General features: G+C 46.1%; 12 protein-coding genes. 7 read left to right on the top strand and 5 right to left on the bottom strand.

From position 1 onward, the window contains the following. Positions 1-4: 4 nt before the first annotated feature. The gene (locus ACI0FF_RS11820) at positions 5-664 is read right to left on the bottom strand and encodes an amino acid ABC transporter permease (RefSeq protein WP_419797025.1); all 660 of its coding nucleotides are present in this window, start codon (positions 662-664) and stop codon (positions 5-7) included. 81 nt (positions 665-745) lie between these two features. Next, positions 746-1,561, bottom strand: a complete 816-nt coding sequence (locus tag ACI0FF_RS11825; protein WP_419797026.1) for a transporter substrate-binding domain-containing protein — start codon at positions 1,559-1,561, stop codon at positions 746-748. Positions 1,562-1,760: 199 nt separating this feature from the next. Here ACI0FF_RS11825 and ACI0FF_RS11830 point away from each other — a divergent pair, with 199 nt between their 5' ends. Further along, a complete protein-coding gene (locus tag ACI0FF_RS11830; protein WP_419797027.1) occupies positions 1,761-2,447 on the top strand; it encodes a GntR family transcriptional regulator in 687 nt (228 codons plus the stop codon). Here ACI0FF_RS11830 and ACI0FF_RS11835 read toward each other — a convergent pair. Next, positions 2,444-3,364 (bottom strand): DMT family transporter, encoded by a 921-nt coding sequence (locus ACI0FF_RS11835; protein WP_419797028.1) that lies wholly within the window; start codon positions 3,362-3,364, stop codon positions 2,444-2,446. The genes ACI0FF_RS11830 and ACI0FF_RS11835 overlap by 4 nt on opposite strands. A gap of 127 nt (positions 3,365-3,491) precedes the next feature. Here ACI0FF_RS11835 and ACI0FF_RS11840 point away from each other — a divergent pair, with 127 nt between their 5' ends. From ACI0FF_RS11840 to ACI0FF_RS11850, 3 genes are all read left to right on the top strand, one after another. Next, the gene (locus tag ACI0FF_RS11840) at positions 3,492-4,421 is read left to right on the top strand and encodes a LysR family transcriptional regulator (RefSeq protein WP_419797029.1); all 930 of its coding nucleotides are present in this window, start codon (positions 3,492-3,494) and stop codon (positions 4,419-4,421) included. Positions 4,422-4,660: 239 nt separating this feature from the next. Continuing rightward, complete coding sequence (locus ACI0FF_RS11845) at positions 4,661-5,752, top strand: HD domain-containing phosphohydrolase (RefSeq protein WP_419797030.1); 1,092 nt, start codon at positions 4,661-4,663, stop codon at positions 5,750-5,752. A gap of 6 nt (positions 5,753-5,758) precedes the next feature. Further along, positions 5,759-6,037, top strand: a complete 279-nt coding sequence (locus ACI0FF_RS11850; RefSeq protein WP_419797031.1) for a DUF3572 domain-containing protein — start codon at positions 5,759-5,761, stop codon at positions 6,035-6,037. Positions 6,038-6,076: 39 nt separating this feature from the next. Here the strand turns inward: ACI0FF_RS11850 and ACI0FF_RS11855 are convergent, their stop codons facing one another. Next, positions 6,077-7,840, bottom strand: a complete 1,764-nt coding sequence (locus ACI0FF_RS11855) for a M3 family oligoendopeptidase (RefSeq protein ID WP_419797032.1) — start codon at positions 7,838-7,840, stop codon at positions 6,077-6,079. Between the two features lie 145 nt (positions 7,841-7,985). Here ACI0FF_RS11855 and ACI0FF_RS11860 point away from each other — a divergent pair, with 145 nt between their 5' ends. The 3 genes from ACI0FF_RS11860 to ACI0FF_RS11870 all read left to right on the top strand — a co-directional run bounded on the left by ACI0FF_RS11860 (position 7,986) and on the right by ACI0FF_RS11870 (position 14,700). Beyond that, positions 7,986-9,770: an AMP-dependent synthetase/ligase gene (locus ACI0FF_RS11860; RefSeq protein ID WP_419797033.1), complete on the top strand. Its 1,785-nt coding sequence runs from the start codon at positions 7,986-7,988 to the stop codon at positions 9,768-9,770. A gap of 107 nt (positions 9,771-9,877) precedes the next feature. Beyond that, positions 9,878-10,990: an HD domain-containing phosphohydrolase gene (locus ACI0FF_RS11865; RefSeq protein WP_419797034.1), complete on the top strand. Its 1,113-nt coding sequence runs from the start codon at positions 9,878-9,880 to the stop codon at positions 10,988-10,990. 239 nt (positions 10,991-11,229) lie between these two features. Then, positions 11,230-14,700 carry an indolepyruvate ferredoxin oxidoreductase family protein gene (locus ACI0FF_RS11870; RefSeq protein WP_419797035.1) on the top strand — a complete coding sequence of 1,157 codons (3,471 nt, stop codon included), beginning with the start codon at positions 11,230-11,232 and terminating at the stop codon, positions 14,698-14,700. Between the two features lie 74 nt (positions 14,701-14,774). Here ACI0FF_RS11870 and ACI0FF_RS11875 read toward each other — a convergent pair whose 3' ends face one another. Further along, the gene (locus tag ACI0FF_RS11875; RefSeq protein WP_419797036.1) at positions 14,775-15,650 is read right to left on the bottom strand and encodes an AEC family transporter; all 876 of its coding nucleotides are present in this window, start codon (positions 15,648-15,650) and stop codon (positions 14,775-14,777) included. Position 15,651: the final 1 nt, after the last annotated feature.

The raw sequence follows: 15,651 nt of genomic DNA on the forward strand, positions 1-15,651 counted from the left end.
CCTCCTAATACCGAAACAGGCGGATAGATGCCAATTTTGCTGCGCCCAAAATAATCTTTACAATCGCGTAGTAAATAATGGCAGTCGCTGCAAAATATTCAAAAATACGAAATGTCTTGGATGCAAAGAACTGCGTTTCACCTGACAATTCACGAAAACCGACCATCATCCCAAGAGAGCTCATCAAAACGGCCCAGACCATCTGGTTGGTCATCGGGTGGTAAACGATACGTAAAACCTGCGGAATAATGATACGGATATAAGCTTGTGGGATCGTCATTCCCAACGAACGCGCAGCACGTAATTGCGTATCGGGAACAGCCTGAAAACCACCACGGAAGTTTTCTGCTAAATAACCTGCATTATTAAATGAAAGTCCAAACAGGACGATAAAATACGGTGCAAAATGAATGCCGAATGCACCCAGACCAAAACCAAAAAAGAATAATTGAAACAGCGCAGGTGTGTTACGCGCCAGTTCGACCCAACACGTCGCAAACCACCGCAGCGGCTTGATCGGCGACATTCTCGCCAAGGCCAACAAAAGGCCGAGGGCTATGCCGATGATCATTGAAAGTACGGCAACCTCAATCGTCGTCAGACTTGCCTGAAGAAGTTCCGGCAGTTTCTGAAACACAGGGCGCCAGTGAAAATTGTAATCCACGATTACTTACCTCCGGCAAAAAAAGCCCCGGGCCGAGTTTATCAGCGGATGATGACCCGGGGAATATATGCGAGCGTTCTCTTAGTACATTACGCCGGGGATACGCAGTTCGGGTGCTTCGCCACCGACATAAGTTTCCCACAATTCAGCATAACGCCCTGAACGAACCTGGTGCGTGATGAACAGGTTGAGGTAATTCAGCCAAGAGACATCCTTGCGCGGACCGGCAAAGGAGGCATAATCCGGTGTCCACGGCATACGCGGACCAGCTTCAATCGTGTCATATTGTTGCACAATCGGGCGAACAGCTGTGTTGGTTGTAATGCCAACGTCTGCTTTACCCTGTGCAACCGCCAGAACAACTTCGTTTTGGCTTTGATAAGCTTGATAATTTTTTTCCCAACCGCGTTTCTTTGCAATTTCCAGATACGCTGCTTCTTCAACAGTACCCAAACCAGCAGCAACACGCTTGCCAGCCAGGTCATCAAATGTTTTCACACCTGCATCTTTGTTAACGATTGCTTGCGCAAAGAAAATTACGTAAGGAATTGAAAAACCAACTGTTTTTGCACGTTCCAACGCATCAGATGTTGACCCGATAACCACGTCTGCGCGGTTTGTAACGATCAACGGCAGGCGTTCGGACCATGTCACAGGCAGTAACTTAAGATCTACACCAAGCACTTTTGCCAGATCTTTACACATATCCACATCATAACCGGCCGGCTCATTTTTTTCGTCACGATAGCCGATCGGCGGGAAATCAAGAACAACGCCACAACGCAGTTCACCGTTGTCAATTACGTCGTCCAGTTTGTCTGCATGCGCAGGGGATTGGGAAAATGCGATGGCAAGACCAGCACCCAGTGCCATAGTCTTAAGAAAACGTCCAATCATTGAAACCTCCAAATATAAAACAAATCTGATTTGCGCGCTTTATTCGTCATCTTCAAATCAGCGATGTAGAACCATATTTTAAATTGGATCCAATATGCAATATATTTTTTACAAAAATTTCTATATACTCCACTTAGTTTGACATAAAGTTGTTTGTGGATTATGCACCAAACGGCTGAAACCATTGAAAGGACGGACTTTGTACGACGATTTGAAACAACGGGCGATTGATCTGGGAAAGACCGCGTCTTCTTCAGATATTATTTTCGACGCGTTGCGTGATGCCATCATCAGCGGTTCGTTGAAAGCGGGTGAATCCATTCGTCAGGAATATATCGCAAAAATTTTCAATGTATCTCGTATTCCTGTGCGAGAAGCCTTGAAACGCCTTGAATCACAAGGACTTGTTCGTAACGAACGCTATAAAGGCGCCATTGTTTCCTCCCCAAATAAAGAGGAAATCCGCGAGATCTACGAAATTCGTTTGTTGCTTGAACCTAATATTATTCGTTACGCCGTACAAAATATGTCCAAAGGCACATTGCGAATCGCAAGCGAGTGTTTGGGTAAATTAGCAGCGGAACAAGACTCCAGTAAATGGGGAGAATTGAACCGACAGTTCCACGAGGCACTTTATCGTGATGCTAGCCGCCCGATCCATCTGAAGATCGTCAATGATTCAATTGATCGGATTGATTCTTACATTCGGGCGCAGCTCAATTTATCAGGTGGAATGGAAAAGGCGCATGAAGAACATATGGCCATTCTAGAAGCCTGCGAAGCCGGTGATGTTGAAAAAGCTTACGAGCTAACCATCCATCACATCAAAGACTCTTACAGTACAGTGATGAATCATCTAGGTCACAAGGATGCTGTACTGGATTAAGATACACCTTGTGTTTTCGCCCAACGCAATTTCATCCATCGTTTGGAATCCGTTGATGCCATAACGATGCCGAGCGTCGCAATCCCCACACCGATCATCTGGCCTTGGGTCATCTCCTCGCCCAAAAAAGGCACCGCAAGTGTCGCGGCACAAACCGGGATCATGGCATAAAACAAGGAAACGGCACCAGCGCCAATCCTTCGCGCAGCATAAGTCGTTACCAACATCGCAAACAGGCCGGGCACAAGCCCCTGCAACGCCCCCTGAAACAGCAGTTCACTGAATTTATATTCAACCAACAACGATGTATCAGAAAACAAAATCCACAATGGCAAAAAAAACAACCCGTTTAAAACAGTACAAGCCGTCAAGCTTTGCCCAATACTGATCTGCCAGCGTTCCGCATATATAATAAAGGCCGCGAAAGACGCAATTGCAAGCACAGCCATTGCATTGCCACTCCATACCGTTAAATCAAACTCAATGCCCGATTGATCGGCAATCATCAACAAAATGCCACCAAAAATAACGGCACTGCCCAGAGCTTGCTCCATCGTAATTTTTTTGCGCAAAAATAAATAGGAGATAACAGCCGTTACAACGGGCGTTGTTCCGTACATAAAGACGGAAACCAACGCAACCGGGCTACGCTCCACGGCTTCATATGTCAGGATGTTTTGAGGCAATCCACCCAGAACGGCAAGAATAAGGTAACGTCGTGCAGACAGCCCTTTCCATATGCCAAAATACCATAAGACCGGCACCAGAACCAAACAGGCCACCATAAAACGAAGTGCCAACAGGTCGTAAACACCGATATCCGTTTTCAACCCCAATCGGGTTGCCATAATCCAGGACGACCATGTCAACGTAATCGCACAACCGGCTATTAAACCGGTCAACTTGGTTGCGGGCATCGGCAGTATCTTTCTTTAATTTTAAGAGAACGTCGTATTCATTTGGAGGTTTCCTTGACAAGATGCCGTAACACGATGGATAATTAAATCTAAACTTATTTTATTACAGAGTTAGATTTGATTACTCATGTCTTTAAACAAGCTTCATATTTTCAAAACGGTTTATGAATGCGGGAATACGGCTGATGCGGCCGCTTTACTCAAAGTCACTCGACCTGCAATCAGTCAGAATTTATCGCGATTAGAAGAAGAATTGGGCATTAGCCTGTTCACACGTTTGCCTAAAGGGCTTATTCCAACGCCGCAAGGTCACCAATTGGCGCGCAATGTCGGTCCCCTTCTGGATCAGTTGAATATCGAAATCAATGCAGTATCAAACAATCAAGACACCCGCGCGGGAGTTTTACATATCGGCGCCCCACAAGCGACCGGCACACTTTATATGCCGCGTATTGTTGAACGGTTCAACGCGCTTTATCCCAACGTCGAAATTCATCTCTATCTAGAAAATTCGACCTTACAACTCGCACGTTTGATGAAGGGGGAATTGGATTTCGCTATCATAGATATTTATGGTGGTGAAGAACTTCATCGCAATTTCCAGTCTTATTGTTTCAGTGAAACCCTCATTGATGAATTCGTCGTTCTGGCCTGTTCACCTCAATATTACGAAGAAAATATTGCAGGTGATCTCAGTTTCCAGAATCTTGCTTCTCTAGATTTTCTCACCACACGGGAAACAGCACTAGAACTCAAAAGCTGGTTTCATGATCAATTTGACAAAATACCCTCTTCTTTAAAAAAGCGGATAATCGCAAATAACGGTATTGCTCTTATTGACTGTGCACGTCGCCATCTTGGCGCCTTTGCAAACGGCAGCAATCTGATTAAAGAATATGTTGAACGCGGTGAATTGATAGAAATCACACCACGCAGTCGCGGCGAGAACAACAGCATCTGCCTTACCCAATTGTTGGATAAAAAACCATCCCCTTTAGAAAAAGCCTTTATCACAGTCCTTAAAGACTATGCACAATCCACATGGGGCAGAGAGTAACTCAACCACGCGCAACCAAAAAAACAACTTAAAGAAGAAAAATAGAAACATTATTTTATCTATGGAATTGCGACTGATTTCGATCTAAAAGACTGTAAATATTTTGTACTCATCATACGCATAAAGATAACCCTCTAAAATAAATGGTATTTTTTTACGAAAGTTTTTTGGAAACTGTGTAACGGTATGATAAAAATACATGACTGCTCCAAAAGATTAGGACGCGAGGGGAGAGCCAAATGGCTGTTGAAGTTGAAACATTAAAAGAGTCGCGCATTCTTGTCGTCGACGATAACCCATCCAATGTTCTACTATTGGAAGCCCTGCTTATGCAGGAAGACTATCAAAACGTCAGCAGCACGACCGACCCTACACAGGTGCGTGCCTTGCATGAAGAAAATGATTTTGACCTTATCTTGCTTGACATTCAAATGCCGAAAATGAACGGTTTTGAAGTCATGAAGCAATTGAAAGAACATCACGATCAGGACGACTATTTACCGGTTCTTGTTCTCACAGCACAAACGGATATGGAAACACGCCTACGCTCCCTTGACCTTGGAGCGCGTGATTTTGTAACAAAACCATTCCAGCATGCTGAGGTTCTGCAACGTATTCATAATTCCCTCGAAATCCGCCATCTTTATAAGCAAAAGAAAGAATATACCCATACGCTGGAAGATAAGGTCCATGAGGCCACGGCAGAATTACGCAAATCACAGCTTGATATCATTCGCTGCCTTGGGCGTGCGGGGGAATATCGTGATAATGAAACCGGCGAACATGTTATCCGTATGTCGAAATGCTGCCAGCTTCTCGCTCTCGAAGCCGGTTTAACGGAACGCCATGCAGAATTGATCCTTTATGCAAGCCCCATGCACGATGTCGGCAAAATCGGTATCCCCGATCATATCCTGCTAAAACCCGGTAAGTTGACTCCGCAAGAATGGGAAACCATGAAAAGTCATGCAGAACTTGGTGCTGACATTCTGGCGGATAATGAGTCTGAAATGATTCAAATGGCGCGCACCATTGCGATTGCACACCATGAAAAATGGGATGGGTCAGGCTACCCTTATGGCTTGAAAGGCGAAGCCATTCCGATCGAGGCCCGTATCGCTGCCATTTGTGATGTTTTTGATGCCTTGACCTCGGCACGCCCGTATAAGAAAGCATGGGATGTCAAGGATGCCATTGCGTTTGTTGAAGAACAATCAGGTAGCCATTTTGACCCTAACCTCGTTCCTCATTTCATGAGCATTTTGACCCGTATCCTTGAAATACGTGAAGAACATCAAGATCCGGATGAGCCGCAAACGCAAGTGGGTTAAGCAACCTTGAAACAGGAACAAGCCGAAACGATCGCCTTGCAAGCCATTGCCTTTATCGGGCAAGAAGAACGTGCTTTGAACGGTTTGCTGGCTCAAACCGGAATGGGCTTGGATGATCTGCGTGAAAACATGCAGGACCCGGCTTTTTTAGGTGGCATTCTGGATTTTTTACTGAGTGATGAAAGTGCCTTGCTGGCTTTCTGCGAAGCAATTGAAATTACACCTGAATTCCTTATTCGCGCACGGTGCAGCCTGCCCGGCGGCGAAAACCTGTGGGACGGCTGAGCCACTAAAATCAACCCAACCGTCTGACACAACATTTTTTTAAATAACGTCTTCCAATTCATCAATGAAACCGGAAACAACTTTCAACCCTCGTTTCCAGAAGGTTGGATCACTGGCATCCAGCCCAAAGGGCGCTAGTAGTTCCTTGTGACGTTTTGATCCACCGGCCCGCAGCATATCCATATATTTCTGCTGGAATCCGTCATGGCCATTTTGATAAACATCATAAAGTGAGTTCACCAAACAATCCCCAAAAGCATAGGCATAGACATAAAATGGTGAATGAATGAAGTGCGGAATATAAGCCCAGTAATGCTTGTATTCGTCATCAAAACGAAACGCACCACCCAGACTTTCGGTTTGAACATTCATCCATATTTCCCCAAGACGATCCGAACTCAGCTCCCCTTTGCGCCGTTCATCGTGAACATGGCGTTCAAAATCACAAAAAGCCACCTGACGCACCACGGTGTTAAGCATATCCTCAACCTTGCCCGCCAACATAATACGGCGGCGTTTTTCATCCGTTTCACCGTTTAACATAGAACGGAACGTCAGCATTTCACCAAAGACTGACGCGGTTTCCGCCAAAGTCAAAGGTGTATTTGCCATTAATGCCCCTTGGTCCGCCGCCAAAACCTGATGCACACCATGCCCCAATTCATGCGCCAGTGTCATCACATCACGCACTTTGCCATGATAGTTCAACAGAATATAAGGGTGCGCCGATGGTGTCACCGGATGGGAAAAGGCTCCGCTATCCTTGCCAGCGCGCGGCGGTACATCAATCCAGTTCTCATCAAAGAAACGCTTGCCGATCTCAGCCATTTTCGGATCAAACGCTTGATAGGCATTCAGAACGATTTCGCGCGCGTTGTCCCATTCAATTTTGCCATCATCATCTTCCGGCAAAGGGGCATTCCGATCCCAATAATCCATTTGATCCACACCGAACCATTTGGCTTTCAGGGCATAATAACGGTGTGATAAATCGCCATAAGACTCTTTGACCGACCCGATCAAGGCATCCACGACCTCGTCTTCAACCAAGTTGGAGATATTGCGCGACGAAATCGGACGATCAAACCCACGCCATTGATCCTCTGTCGCTTTGTCTTTCGCAAGCGTATTGGTAATTAAAGACAACAGACGAATATTATCACCAAGCACCTGACCAAAGGATTTTGCCGCCTCTTTGCGCACAGCCCCCTCTTTGGATGATAATTTATCCAGAATTTCTGAATTGGTCAGCATATTCCCCTGAAATGGGAAACGCAAACCCGCCATTGTTTCGTCAAACAGACGTGACCAGGCCCGTCGCCCACTGACTGATTTTTCGTGAAGCAGACGTTCAATTTCTTCATCCAGTTGATACGGACGATAGGCACGGACATCCATTACCCACGCACGGTAATAAGCACAGGTATCATCTTCAAAATAACGTTCTAGAACAGCATCATCCAGCTTATTTATTTCCAAGGTAAAGAAAAGAATAGCACTGGAAAGGTCTGTAATTTCTTCTTGTACATTCTGGTAAAATTGCGCAATCGCACTATCAGCATTGTCTGCGGCATACTGGAGTTGCGCATAACTCACCACACGGCCCAAAATATCGTCCAGTTCTTCATACCGTTTCAGCGCATTTGCAAACTCTGCCCCTCCAAGTTCAGCAAGCTTGCCTTGATACGCTTTGGCGAAGCTCTGCGCCAATTCCTTTGCTGTGTTAAGATCGTCTCGCAACTGCGGGGCATCAATGGCGCTATAAAGGTGGGTTAAGTCCCAAGTCGGTAATTTTGTCGTCATATTTTTGTCATTTCACTTTGAACGATAGGGAAGTTTAGGGCATAAACGGATATTCATAAAGTAGATCGGCGCATGCATTTTCCGCCTTTCGGGTTAGAATTGTTGTATCCGTCTATATTGTCAACTCTCAGTACCGAATATTTCCATGACACATCCCAATTGGCCTAATCTGGTATCCATGTTCTTTGAACAAGCGCAAAAACGGGCGTCTAATCCGTTCGTTTGGCAGAAAGTCAACGGCACGTACCAATCAACCAGTTGGAAACAAAGTTCAGATAATGTTGTTCATCTGGCTCGTGCCTTGCGTAATCTTGGCATTCAAAAAGGTGACCGCGTCGTTCTGGTATCGGAAAATCGCAGCGAATGGGTCATGGCCGATATGGCCATTATGGCATGCGGTGCTATCACAGTTCCTGCCTATACGACCAACACGGTCAATGACCATCGTCATATCCTGAACAATGCACAGGCCAAAGCCGTTATTGTATCCACCGCCAAACTTGCCGCGCCCTTGCTTCATGCCAGTCATGAAGCCGCTGATGTGGAATTTGCCATATCGATGGAAAAGCTTGATTTAAAACAAGAGTTATCTCATCCGGTCTATCTGTGGGATGATATGCTGAATAAGGGGGCCATGCTCACCGACGATATCATTGGGGAAGCCAACGCCATTACACGCGAAGATACCGCTTGTATTATCTATACATCCGGGACAGGCGGCACCCCAAAAGGCGTGATGCTACCGCATCGCTCCATCCTTCATAACTGTGTGGGGGCAACAGGCCTGTTAGAATCCATTGGTTTGGATAACGAGGTTTTCCTCTCCTTCCTTCCCTTGTCTCATTCTTATGAGCATACCGCGGGTCTCATGTGGCCTGTTTATCTTGGTGCACAAATCTATTACGCTGAACGCGCAGAAACGCTGGCCACCAACATGGCAGAATGTCACCCGACCCTTATGACCGCTGTGCCTCGCCTTTATGAAATGATGCGCCAAAAAATCTTGCGTGGACTTGAAAAAGAAAGTGAAAGCAAACGCAATCTCTTTTTAAAAACCTGTGCCTTGGGCAAAGCCAAACATCTGGGCGAATCCCTTGGATTAATCGGAACCATCCAGAATTTCTTTCTGGAACGTCTCGTGCGCAATAAAGTCCGTCAACGTTTTGGTGGGCGCCTCAAGGCAATGGTATCAGGTGGCGGCCCTTTGAACCCGGATGTCGGATTGTTCTTTCAGGGATTGGGCATTCGTATTTTACAGGGCTACGGCCAAACGGAATCCGGTCCGGTGATCAGCGTCAATACACCGCAAAAGATCAAAATGCATACCGTCGGCCCTGCCCTGAACCATGCAGATATAAAAATCGCATCAGATGGTGAAATTCTGGTTCGTGGCGAATTGGTCATGAAAGGTTACTGGCGCAATGAAAAAGCAACAAAAGAGGCCTTAAAAGACAATTGGCTACATACCGGAGATATCGGTTTTCTGGACGATGACCAATATTTGCAAATCACGGATCGCAAGAAAGATATCATCGTGAATTCAGGCGGCGATAACATTTCCCCACAACGTGTAGAAGGTTTTCTATCGCTGGAAAAAGAAATATCACAGTCTATGGTCTATGGGGACAAGCGCCCACATCTGGTTGCCCTGATTATCCCGGATGAAGAGTATGCAATGGAATGGGCAAAAGCGCACAATATCGAATATAATCTGCAACAACTAATTTCCCATAAAGAATTTATTGCCGATATTTCCCACGCCATCAGTCGTGTAAACAAGGAACTATCCAATATTGAAAAGGTTCGGAAATTTATTTTAAAGGCTGCGCCCTTTACCATTGAAAATGAAGAATTAACCCCGACCTTGAAAATTCGTAGGCACATCCTTCATGCTAAATATGGAGAAGAGTTAAGAAAACTCTATAAATAAGCACTAAAGTCTCAATACAACAGGATAATCGCTTTTCACGTTTTTGTTCCGTATAATGCTCGCTTCTAGATGATCAAGCACAGTGAAAAAAGAAAGAACAACACATTATGCTGCAACAAACCCTGAGTGAGAGAGATTGGTCACTCGGTGAGAGATTGTATAAAATCCACGAAGAAATACGGACAAACTATCCTGACTTATGCCGGATTGCCGTGGCTTTATACGACCATGAAACCGATATTTTAAAAACATTTGCCCATTCAACTGATGGCATTTCCCCGATCAGCTTTTATCAGGCCAAGTTGTCGGAAGCCCATTCCTTACAAGAAATCGCCAAAAACAATCAAACGCGCATTATTGACGATTTGACATCACAGGAATCACAAAAGGTCCATTCAACAAAGCTGCTTGAATCCGGTTATAAATCAAGTATGACCATGCCGATTATTTTTAACGATCATCTTTACGGATTTCTCTTCTTCAATTCACCAAAAAAGAACTTCTTTTCCGATATCCGTTGCGCAACAATCAAGGCATATGCCGGGGTGATTTCCTTGCTCGTTGTCAACGAAATGCAAACCCTGACCACTTTTCGCGGTGCGGTTCAAACTGCACGGGAATTCAGCCGTCAACGGGACGAGGAAACAGGTCACCATCTGGAACGCATGTCACGCTATGCCCATCTCATCGCACGTGAGTTGGCCCCGAAATATCAAAAGGGTGACGATTGGGTCGAATATATATTTCAATTCACCCCCTTGCATGATGTGGGCAAAGTCGCCGTACCTGACGAGATTTTATTAAAACCCGGTCGTTTAACCGACGATGAATATGAAATCATGAAAACGCATGTCCATAAAGGCGGGCAAATCATTTCATTAATGAGTCGCGAATTTGGATTAGGGTCCGTCAATTTCTTCGAAATGTTGCACAATATTGTTCTATATCATCATGAGGCTTTGGACGGCAGTGGATACCCTCATGGCATGAAAGGCAATGAAATCCCGCTGGAATCTCGTATCTGTGCCGTTGCCGACGTATTTGATGCCTTAACCAGCAAACGCCCCTATAAAAACGCGTGGTCCAATGGCGACGCCATGCAATGGTTATTAGACAATGCCGGGAAACGTCTGGATGCAGAATGCGTTCTGGCCTTGAATAATCACATGGATGAGGTCCGCAACATTCAGGCGGAATTTGAAGAAGATTTCATCGGTTAAATCTCGATTCAAATCGCCAACCGAACATTTTTCGCAGATGCAACCGAAATGCTGCACTGCATGGCACGCAATTTTACCTTCACGGGAATGACTGGCTGGGTAATTTTTTAAGTCGTTTTTCCAAAAACGACATGTTTTATTGCGAATTTTAGGTCAGCATCACTTACCTACTTGAAATCTAGCAATTCATTCCCTGATACTTACATAATAAGTACAAACATTTATATCAGGGACGAGCCATGAACATTCAACGCGATGTAACGTTATCGGACAAATACGCGCTCGAGCGTGGGCAAGCTTATATGACAGGGACACAAGCCCTTGTTCGCCTGCCCATGCTACAGCGCCAGCGCGATTTACTCCGCGGATTAAATACTGCCTGTTTTATTTCCGGCTATCGCGGTTCACCGCTCGGCAATCTGGACCGCGAACTTTGGCGTGCTAAAAAATTCATTGCCGAACAGCACATTCAGTTCGAACCCGGTGTCAACGAAGAACTCGGCGCAACAGCGGTGTGGGGATCACAGCAAGTCGGCCTGTTTAAAGGCGCAAAATACGATGGTGTCTTTGGCATGTGGTATGGCAAAACCCCAGGAATTGATCGCTCCGGTGACGTTTTTAAACATGCGAACTATGCTGGTACATCCAGATATGGTGGCGTTCTTGCCTTGGCCGGTGATGATCACAACTGTAAATCTTCTACCATCCCGTGCCAGTCTGAATATGCTTTTATGGATGCACAAATTCCGGTTCTCAATCCTTCCAACGTACAGGAATTTCTGGATTACGGCGTACTCGGTTGGGAAATGTCGCGTTTTTCCGGTTGTTGGGTGGCGATGAAGACCATCTCGGAAACGGTTGATGCATCTGCTTCCGTCTATGTAGACCCGGACCGTATTCAAACCGCCTACCCTGATTTTATCTTCCCCGAAGGCGGTGTTCATATTCGCTGGCCGGACAAGCCGCTGGATCAGGAATATCGCCTGCAAAAATATAAACTTTACGCCGCCATCGCCTTTGCCCGTGCCAATAAAATTGACCAAATCAAGATCGACAGCAAAAACGCCCGTCTTGGTATTGTCACATCCGGCAAATCCTATCAGGACGTTCTTCAAGCCTTGGATGACCTTGGCATTGATAAAGAACGCGCCAGTCAATTAGGCGTCCGTCTTTATAAAGTCGGTATGCCTTGGCCGTTGGAACCCGAAGGCATTAAAGAATTCACCAAGGGCCTTGACGAAATTCTTGTTGTTGAAGAAAAACGTGCCGTTATTGAAAACCAGCTAAAAGAACAACTTTATAACTGGTCTGAAAATGTACGCCCCCGTGTGATCGGTAAATTCAATGAAGAAGGCGAATGGATTTTACCCAGCGCCAACGAATTATCCCCGGCCCGTATTGCCCGCGTTATCGCATCACGTATTCAAAAATACCATGATGATGAAACCATGCAGAAACGCCTTGCCTGGTTGAATGCCAAGGAACAGGAACTCGCAAAACCGCGCAATACAACACATCGCATGCCGACTTTCTGTTCCGGCTGTCCGCATAACACATCGACTAAGGTCCCCGAAGGATCTCGTGCCTTGGCCGGGATCGGGTGCCATTATATGGCAACATGGGTCCGCCCGGATACAACACAGACCTTTACCCAAATGGGCGGAGAAGGTGTGCCATGGGTCGGACAAAGCCATTTCACAGAAGAAAAACACGTTTTCGCCAACTTGGGTGACGGCACCTATTATCACAGTGGCATCCTCGCAATCCGGCAATCCTTGGGCGCAAATGTCAATATCACCTATAAAATCCTGTTCAATGCCGCCGTTGCCATGACAGGCGGGCAACCCGTGGACGGCCCCTTGACCATTCAGGGCTTAACCAAACAGTTACATGGTGAAGGTGTCGCTCGGATTGCGATTGTTGCGGACGACCCTAATAAATATCCAACAAAAACTGACTTCGCCCCCAACGTCACGTTCAATCATCGTGATGAACTGGATCAGGTACAACGTGACCTGCGCAACTGGAAAGGTGTCTCCGTTCTGATTTATGATCAGCACTGTGCGACAGAACTTCGTCGTATGCGTAAACGGGGGAAAGCCCCGAAACCAAACCGCCGTCTATTTATCAATGATGCGGTCTGCGAAGGCTGTGGCGATTGTGGCGTTGCTTCCAACTGTGTTTCCATCACACCAAAAGAAACATTGCTGGGTCGTAAACGTAAGATCGACCAATCCACCTGTAATATGGATTATTCCTGCGTAAAAGGTTTCTGTCCGAGCTTTGTTTCCGTACATGGCGGCAAGTTACGCAAAAAAGAAGGCACGTCCCAAGCCGATCAATTTGCAACAACTCACCTCCCCGCACCGATCCTGCCCGCAACCAAGGACACATATTCCATCGTTGTCACCGGGATTGGCGGCACAGGCGTTGTCACCATTGGTGCATTATTGGGGATGGCTGCCCATATGGAACAAAAAGGTGTTTCTGTTCTGGATATGACAGGACTTGCCCAAAAGAACGGATCGGTTATTTCACACATTCGACTGGCGGACAGTCCTGAAGATATCTATTCGGTTAAAATCCCCGCCGGTGAAGCCGATCTTTTACTGGGCTGTGACCTTGTGACTTCTGCAAGTTTTGACTCCCTTGCTAAATTAAAAGCAGGTAAATCAAAAGTCATCATCAATGATCATAAAGTCATGACACCCGATTTCACCTGCAACCGGGATGCCCCCTTCCCTACCAACGACATGAAACAATCCATTGCAGAGTCCGTCAGCGAGAATGACAGCTGGTTCTTTGATGCCAGCCATCTGGCCTCTCAACTGCTGGGGGATTCCATTGGTTCTAACCTGTTTGTTGTCGGTTATGCCTTCCAGCTTGGCCTCATTCCCATTTCAGAAGATGCATTATTAAAAGCCATCGAATTGAACGGTGTAGCGATTGATTTCAACCAACGTGCCTTTATCTTGGGACGCTGGGCCGCACACGACATGGACAAACTGTCAGAACTGATCAAAGAAGAAAAGCCGGAATTCATCCCACAAGATCTCGATAAATTGATCGAACATCGCATTAAATTCCTCAGTGATTATCAGGATGCAAGCTATGCCGATCAATACCGTCATATGGTTGATCGCGTCTATCGTGCAGAAAAAGAATTGGGAACAGGGTCGCAAGAACTCACCAAATCCGTCGCGCACGTTCTGGCAAAACTGATGGCTTACAAGGATGAATACGAAGTCGCCCGCTTATACAGTCAACCTGATTTCAAAAAGAAACTGGATGAACAGTTCGAAGGAAACTACAAGCTGTCCTTCCATCTTGCCCCGCCACTTCTGTCAGAGAAAGAGCCAAAAACAGGTCATCTTATCAAAAAAGAATATGGTCCCTGGGTTTTAAAAACCTTCAACATGCTGGCAAAACTCAAAGGATTGCGCGGATCCAAATTCGATATCTTTGGCAAAACAGAAGAACGCAAACAGGAACGTGCTCTGATTTCAGAATATAAAGGGGTGATTGAAGAAATCTGTCAGAACCTAAATGCAGACAATCTGAAACTTGCCATTCGCATTGCCGATCTTCCCCGCGATATTCGGGGTTACGGTCACGTCAAAGAAAAAGCAATCCGGGAAGTCAAAGCCAAAGAAGCTACCCTTCTGGACGAGTTCAGAAATCACAAACCGCATCAGGTTGCCGCACAATAAAGGAAACAACCCTCACAAAAAAAGGACCGCGAATTTGAAATCGCGGTCCTTTTTTTTTAAGTATTCTGAAGAATTTACAAGACGTACCACAGCAAAGCTGGCAAAGCGGCAAATCCCATGAACGTTGATACAATTACCAGACCGGCGACTTCCTGTGGGCGTTGGTCATAAAGCTGCGCAAACAAATAACAAAAGACGGCCGCAGGCATGGCACATTCCAAAATAACGACACCGGCGGCAGCACCGCTTAGTCCCATAATTTTGACCAACCCAACACCGACCCCAAACCCCATACCAAGACGCAGAATTGAAAGCCATACGGCGCGTTTTAAACTGCCCATCTGTAAACTTGCAAGCGAAACACCCAAGGTAAACAGCATCAAAGGAATCGTCAGATCACCAATAAGTTTTGTCGTATTAAAAAGCCAGACGGGGACTTCAAGATCGCTGAATAAAAAAACTGAGGCCAGAATAGTTGCCGGAATAATCGGCATTTTCAAAAGGGCTTTGGCCGAAAAACTGCCTGAAACGAAGGCCACCCCGACCGTCATTTGCAACACCACATAAACAGTGAAGAAAGCAACCGCCAGCGCAAGACCTTCCTGCCCAAATGCCAACAAGCACAACGGCAAGCCGACATTACCCACATTGGGCCAGGTTAAAGCCTGTAAAAATGCCCGTTGCGGTAACTTAAAAAGCGCCAAAACCGCCGCACCAATAAGTGTAAAGGCGATATTGGCCGCCAAAGCGGCAATCCCCATATCCCACAGATAGGATGTATCTAGCTCCACCTTAGCCAGTGCATAAAACACAAGGCATGGTGTTGCAAAATAAGTCACAATTGTTGTGACCATCGGGGTGTCAAACGCCCGTCCGCTTTTGGACCAGCCATAGCCGATACCAACACAAACAAAAACGGGCGCCAGAATAGAAAAAATTTCTGAGAACATG

The organism is Terasakiella sp. 4MB5A (assembly GCF_050058155.1).
In the GTDB taxonomy this organism is placed as follows: Bacteria; Pseudomonadota; Alphaproteobacteria; order Rhodospirillales; family Terasakiellaceae; genus Terasakiella; species Terasakiella halodenitrificans.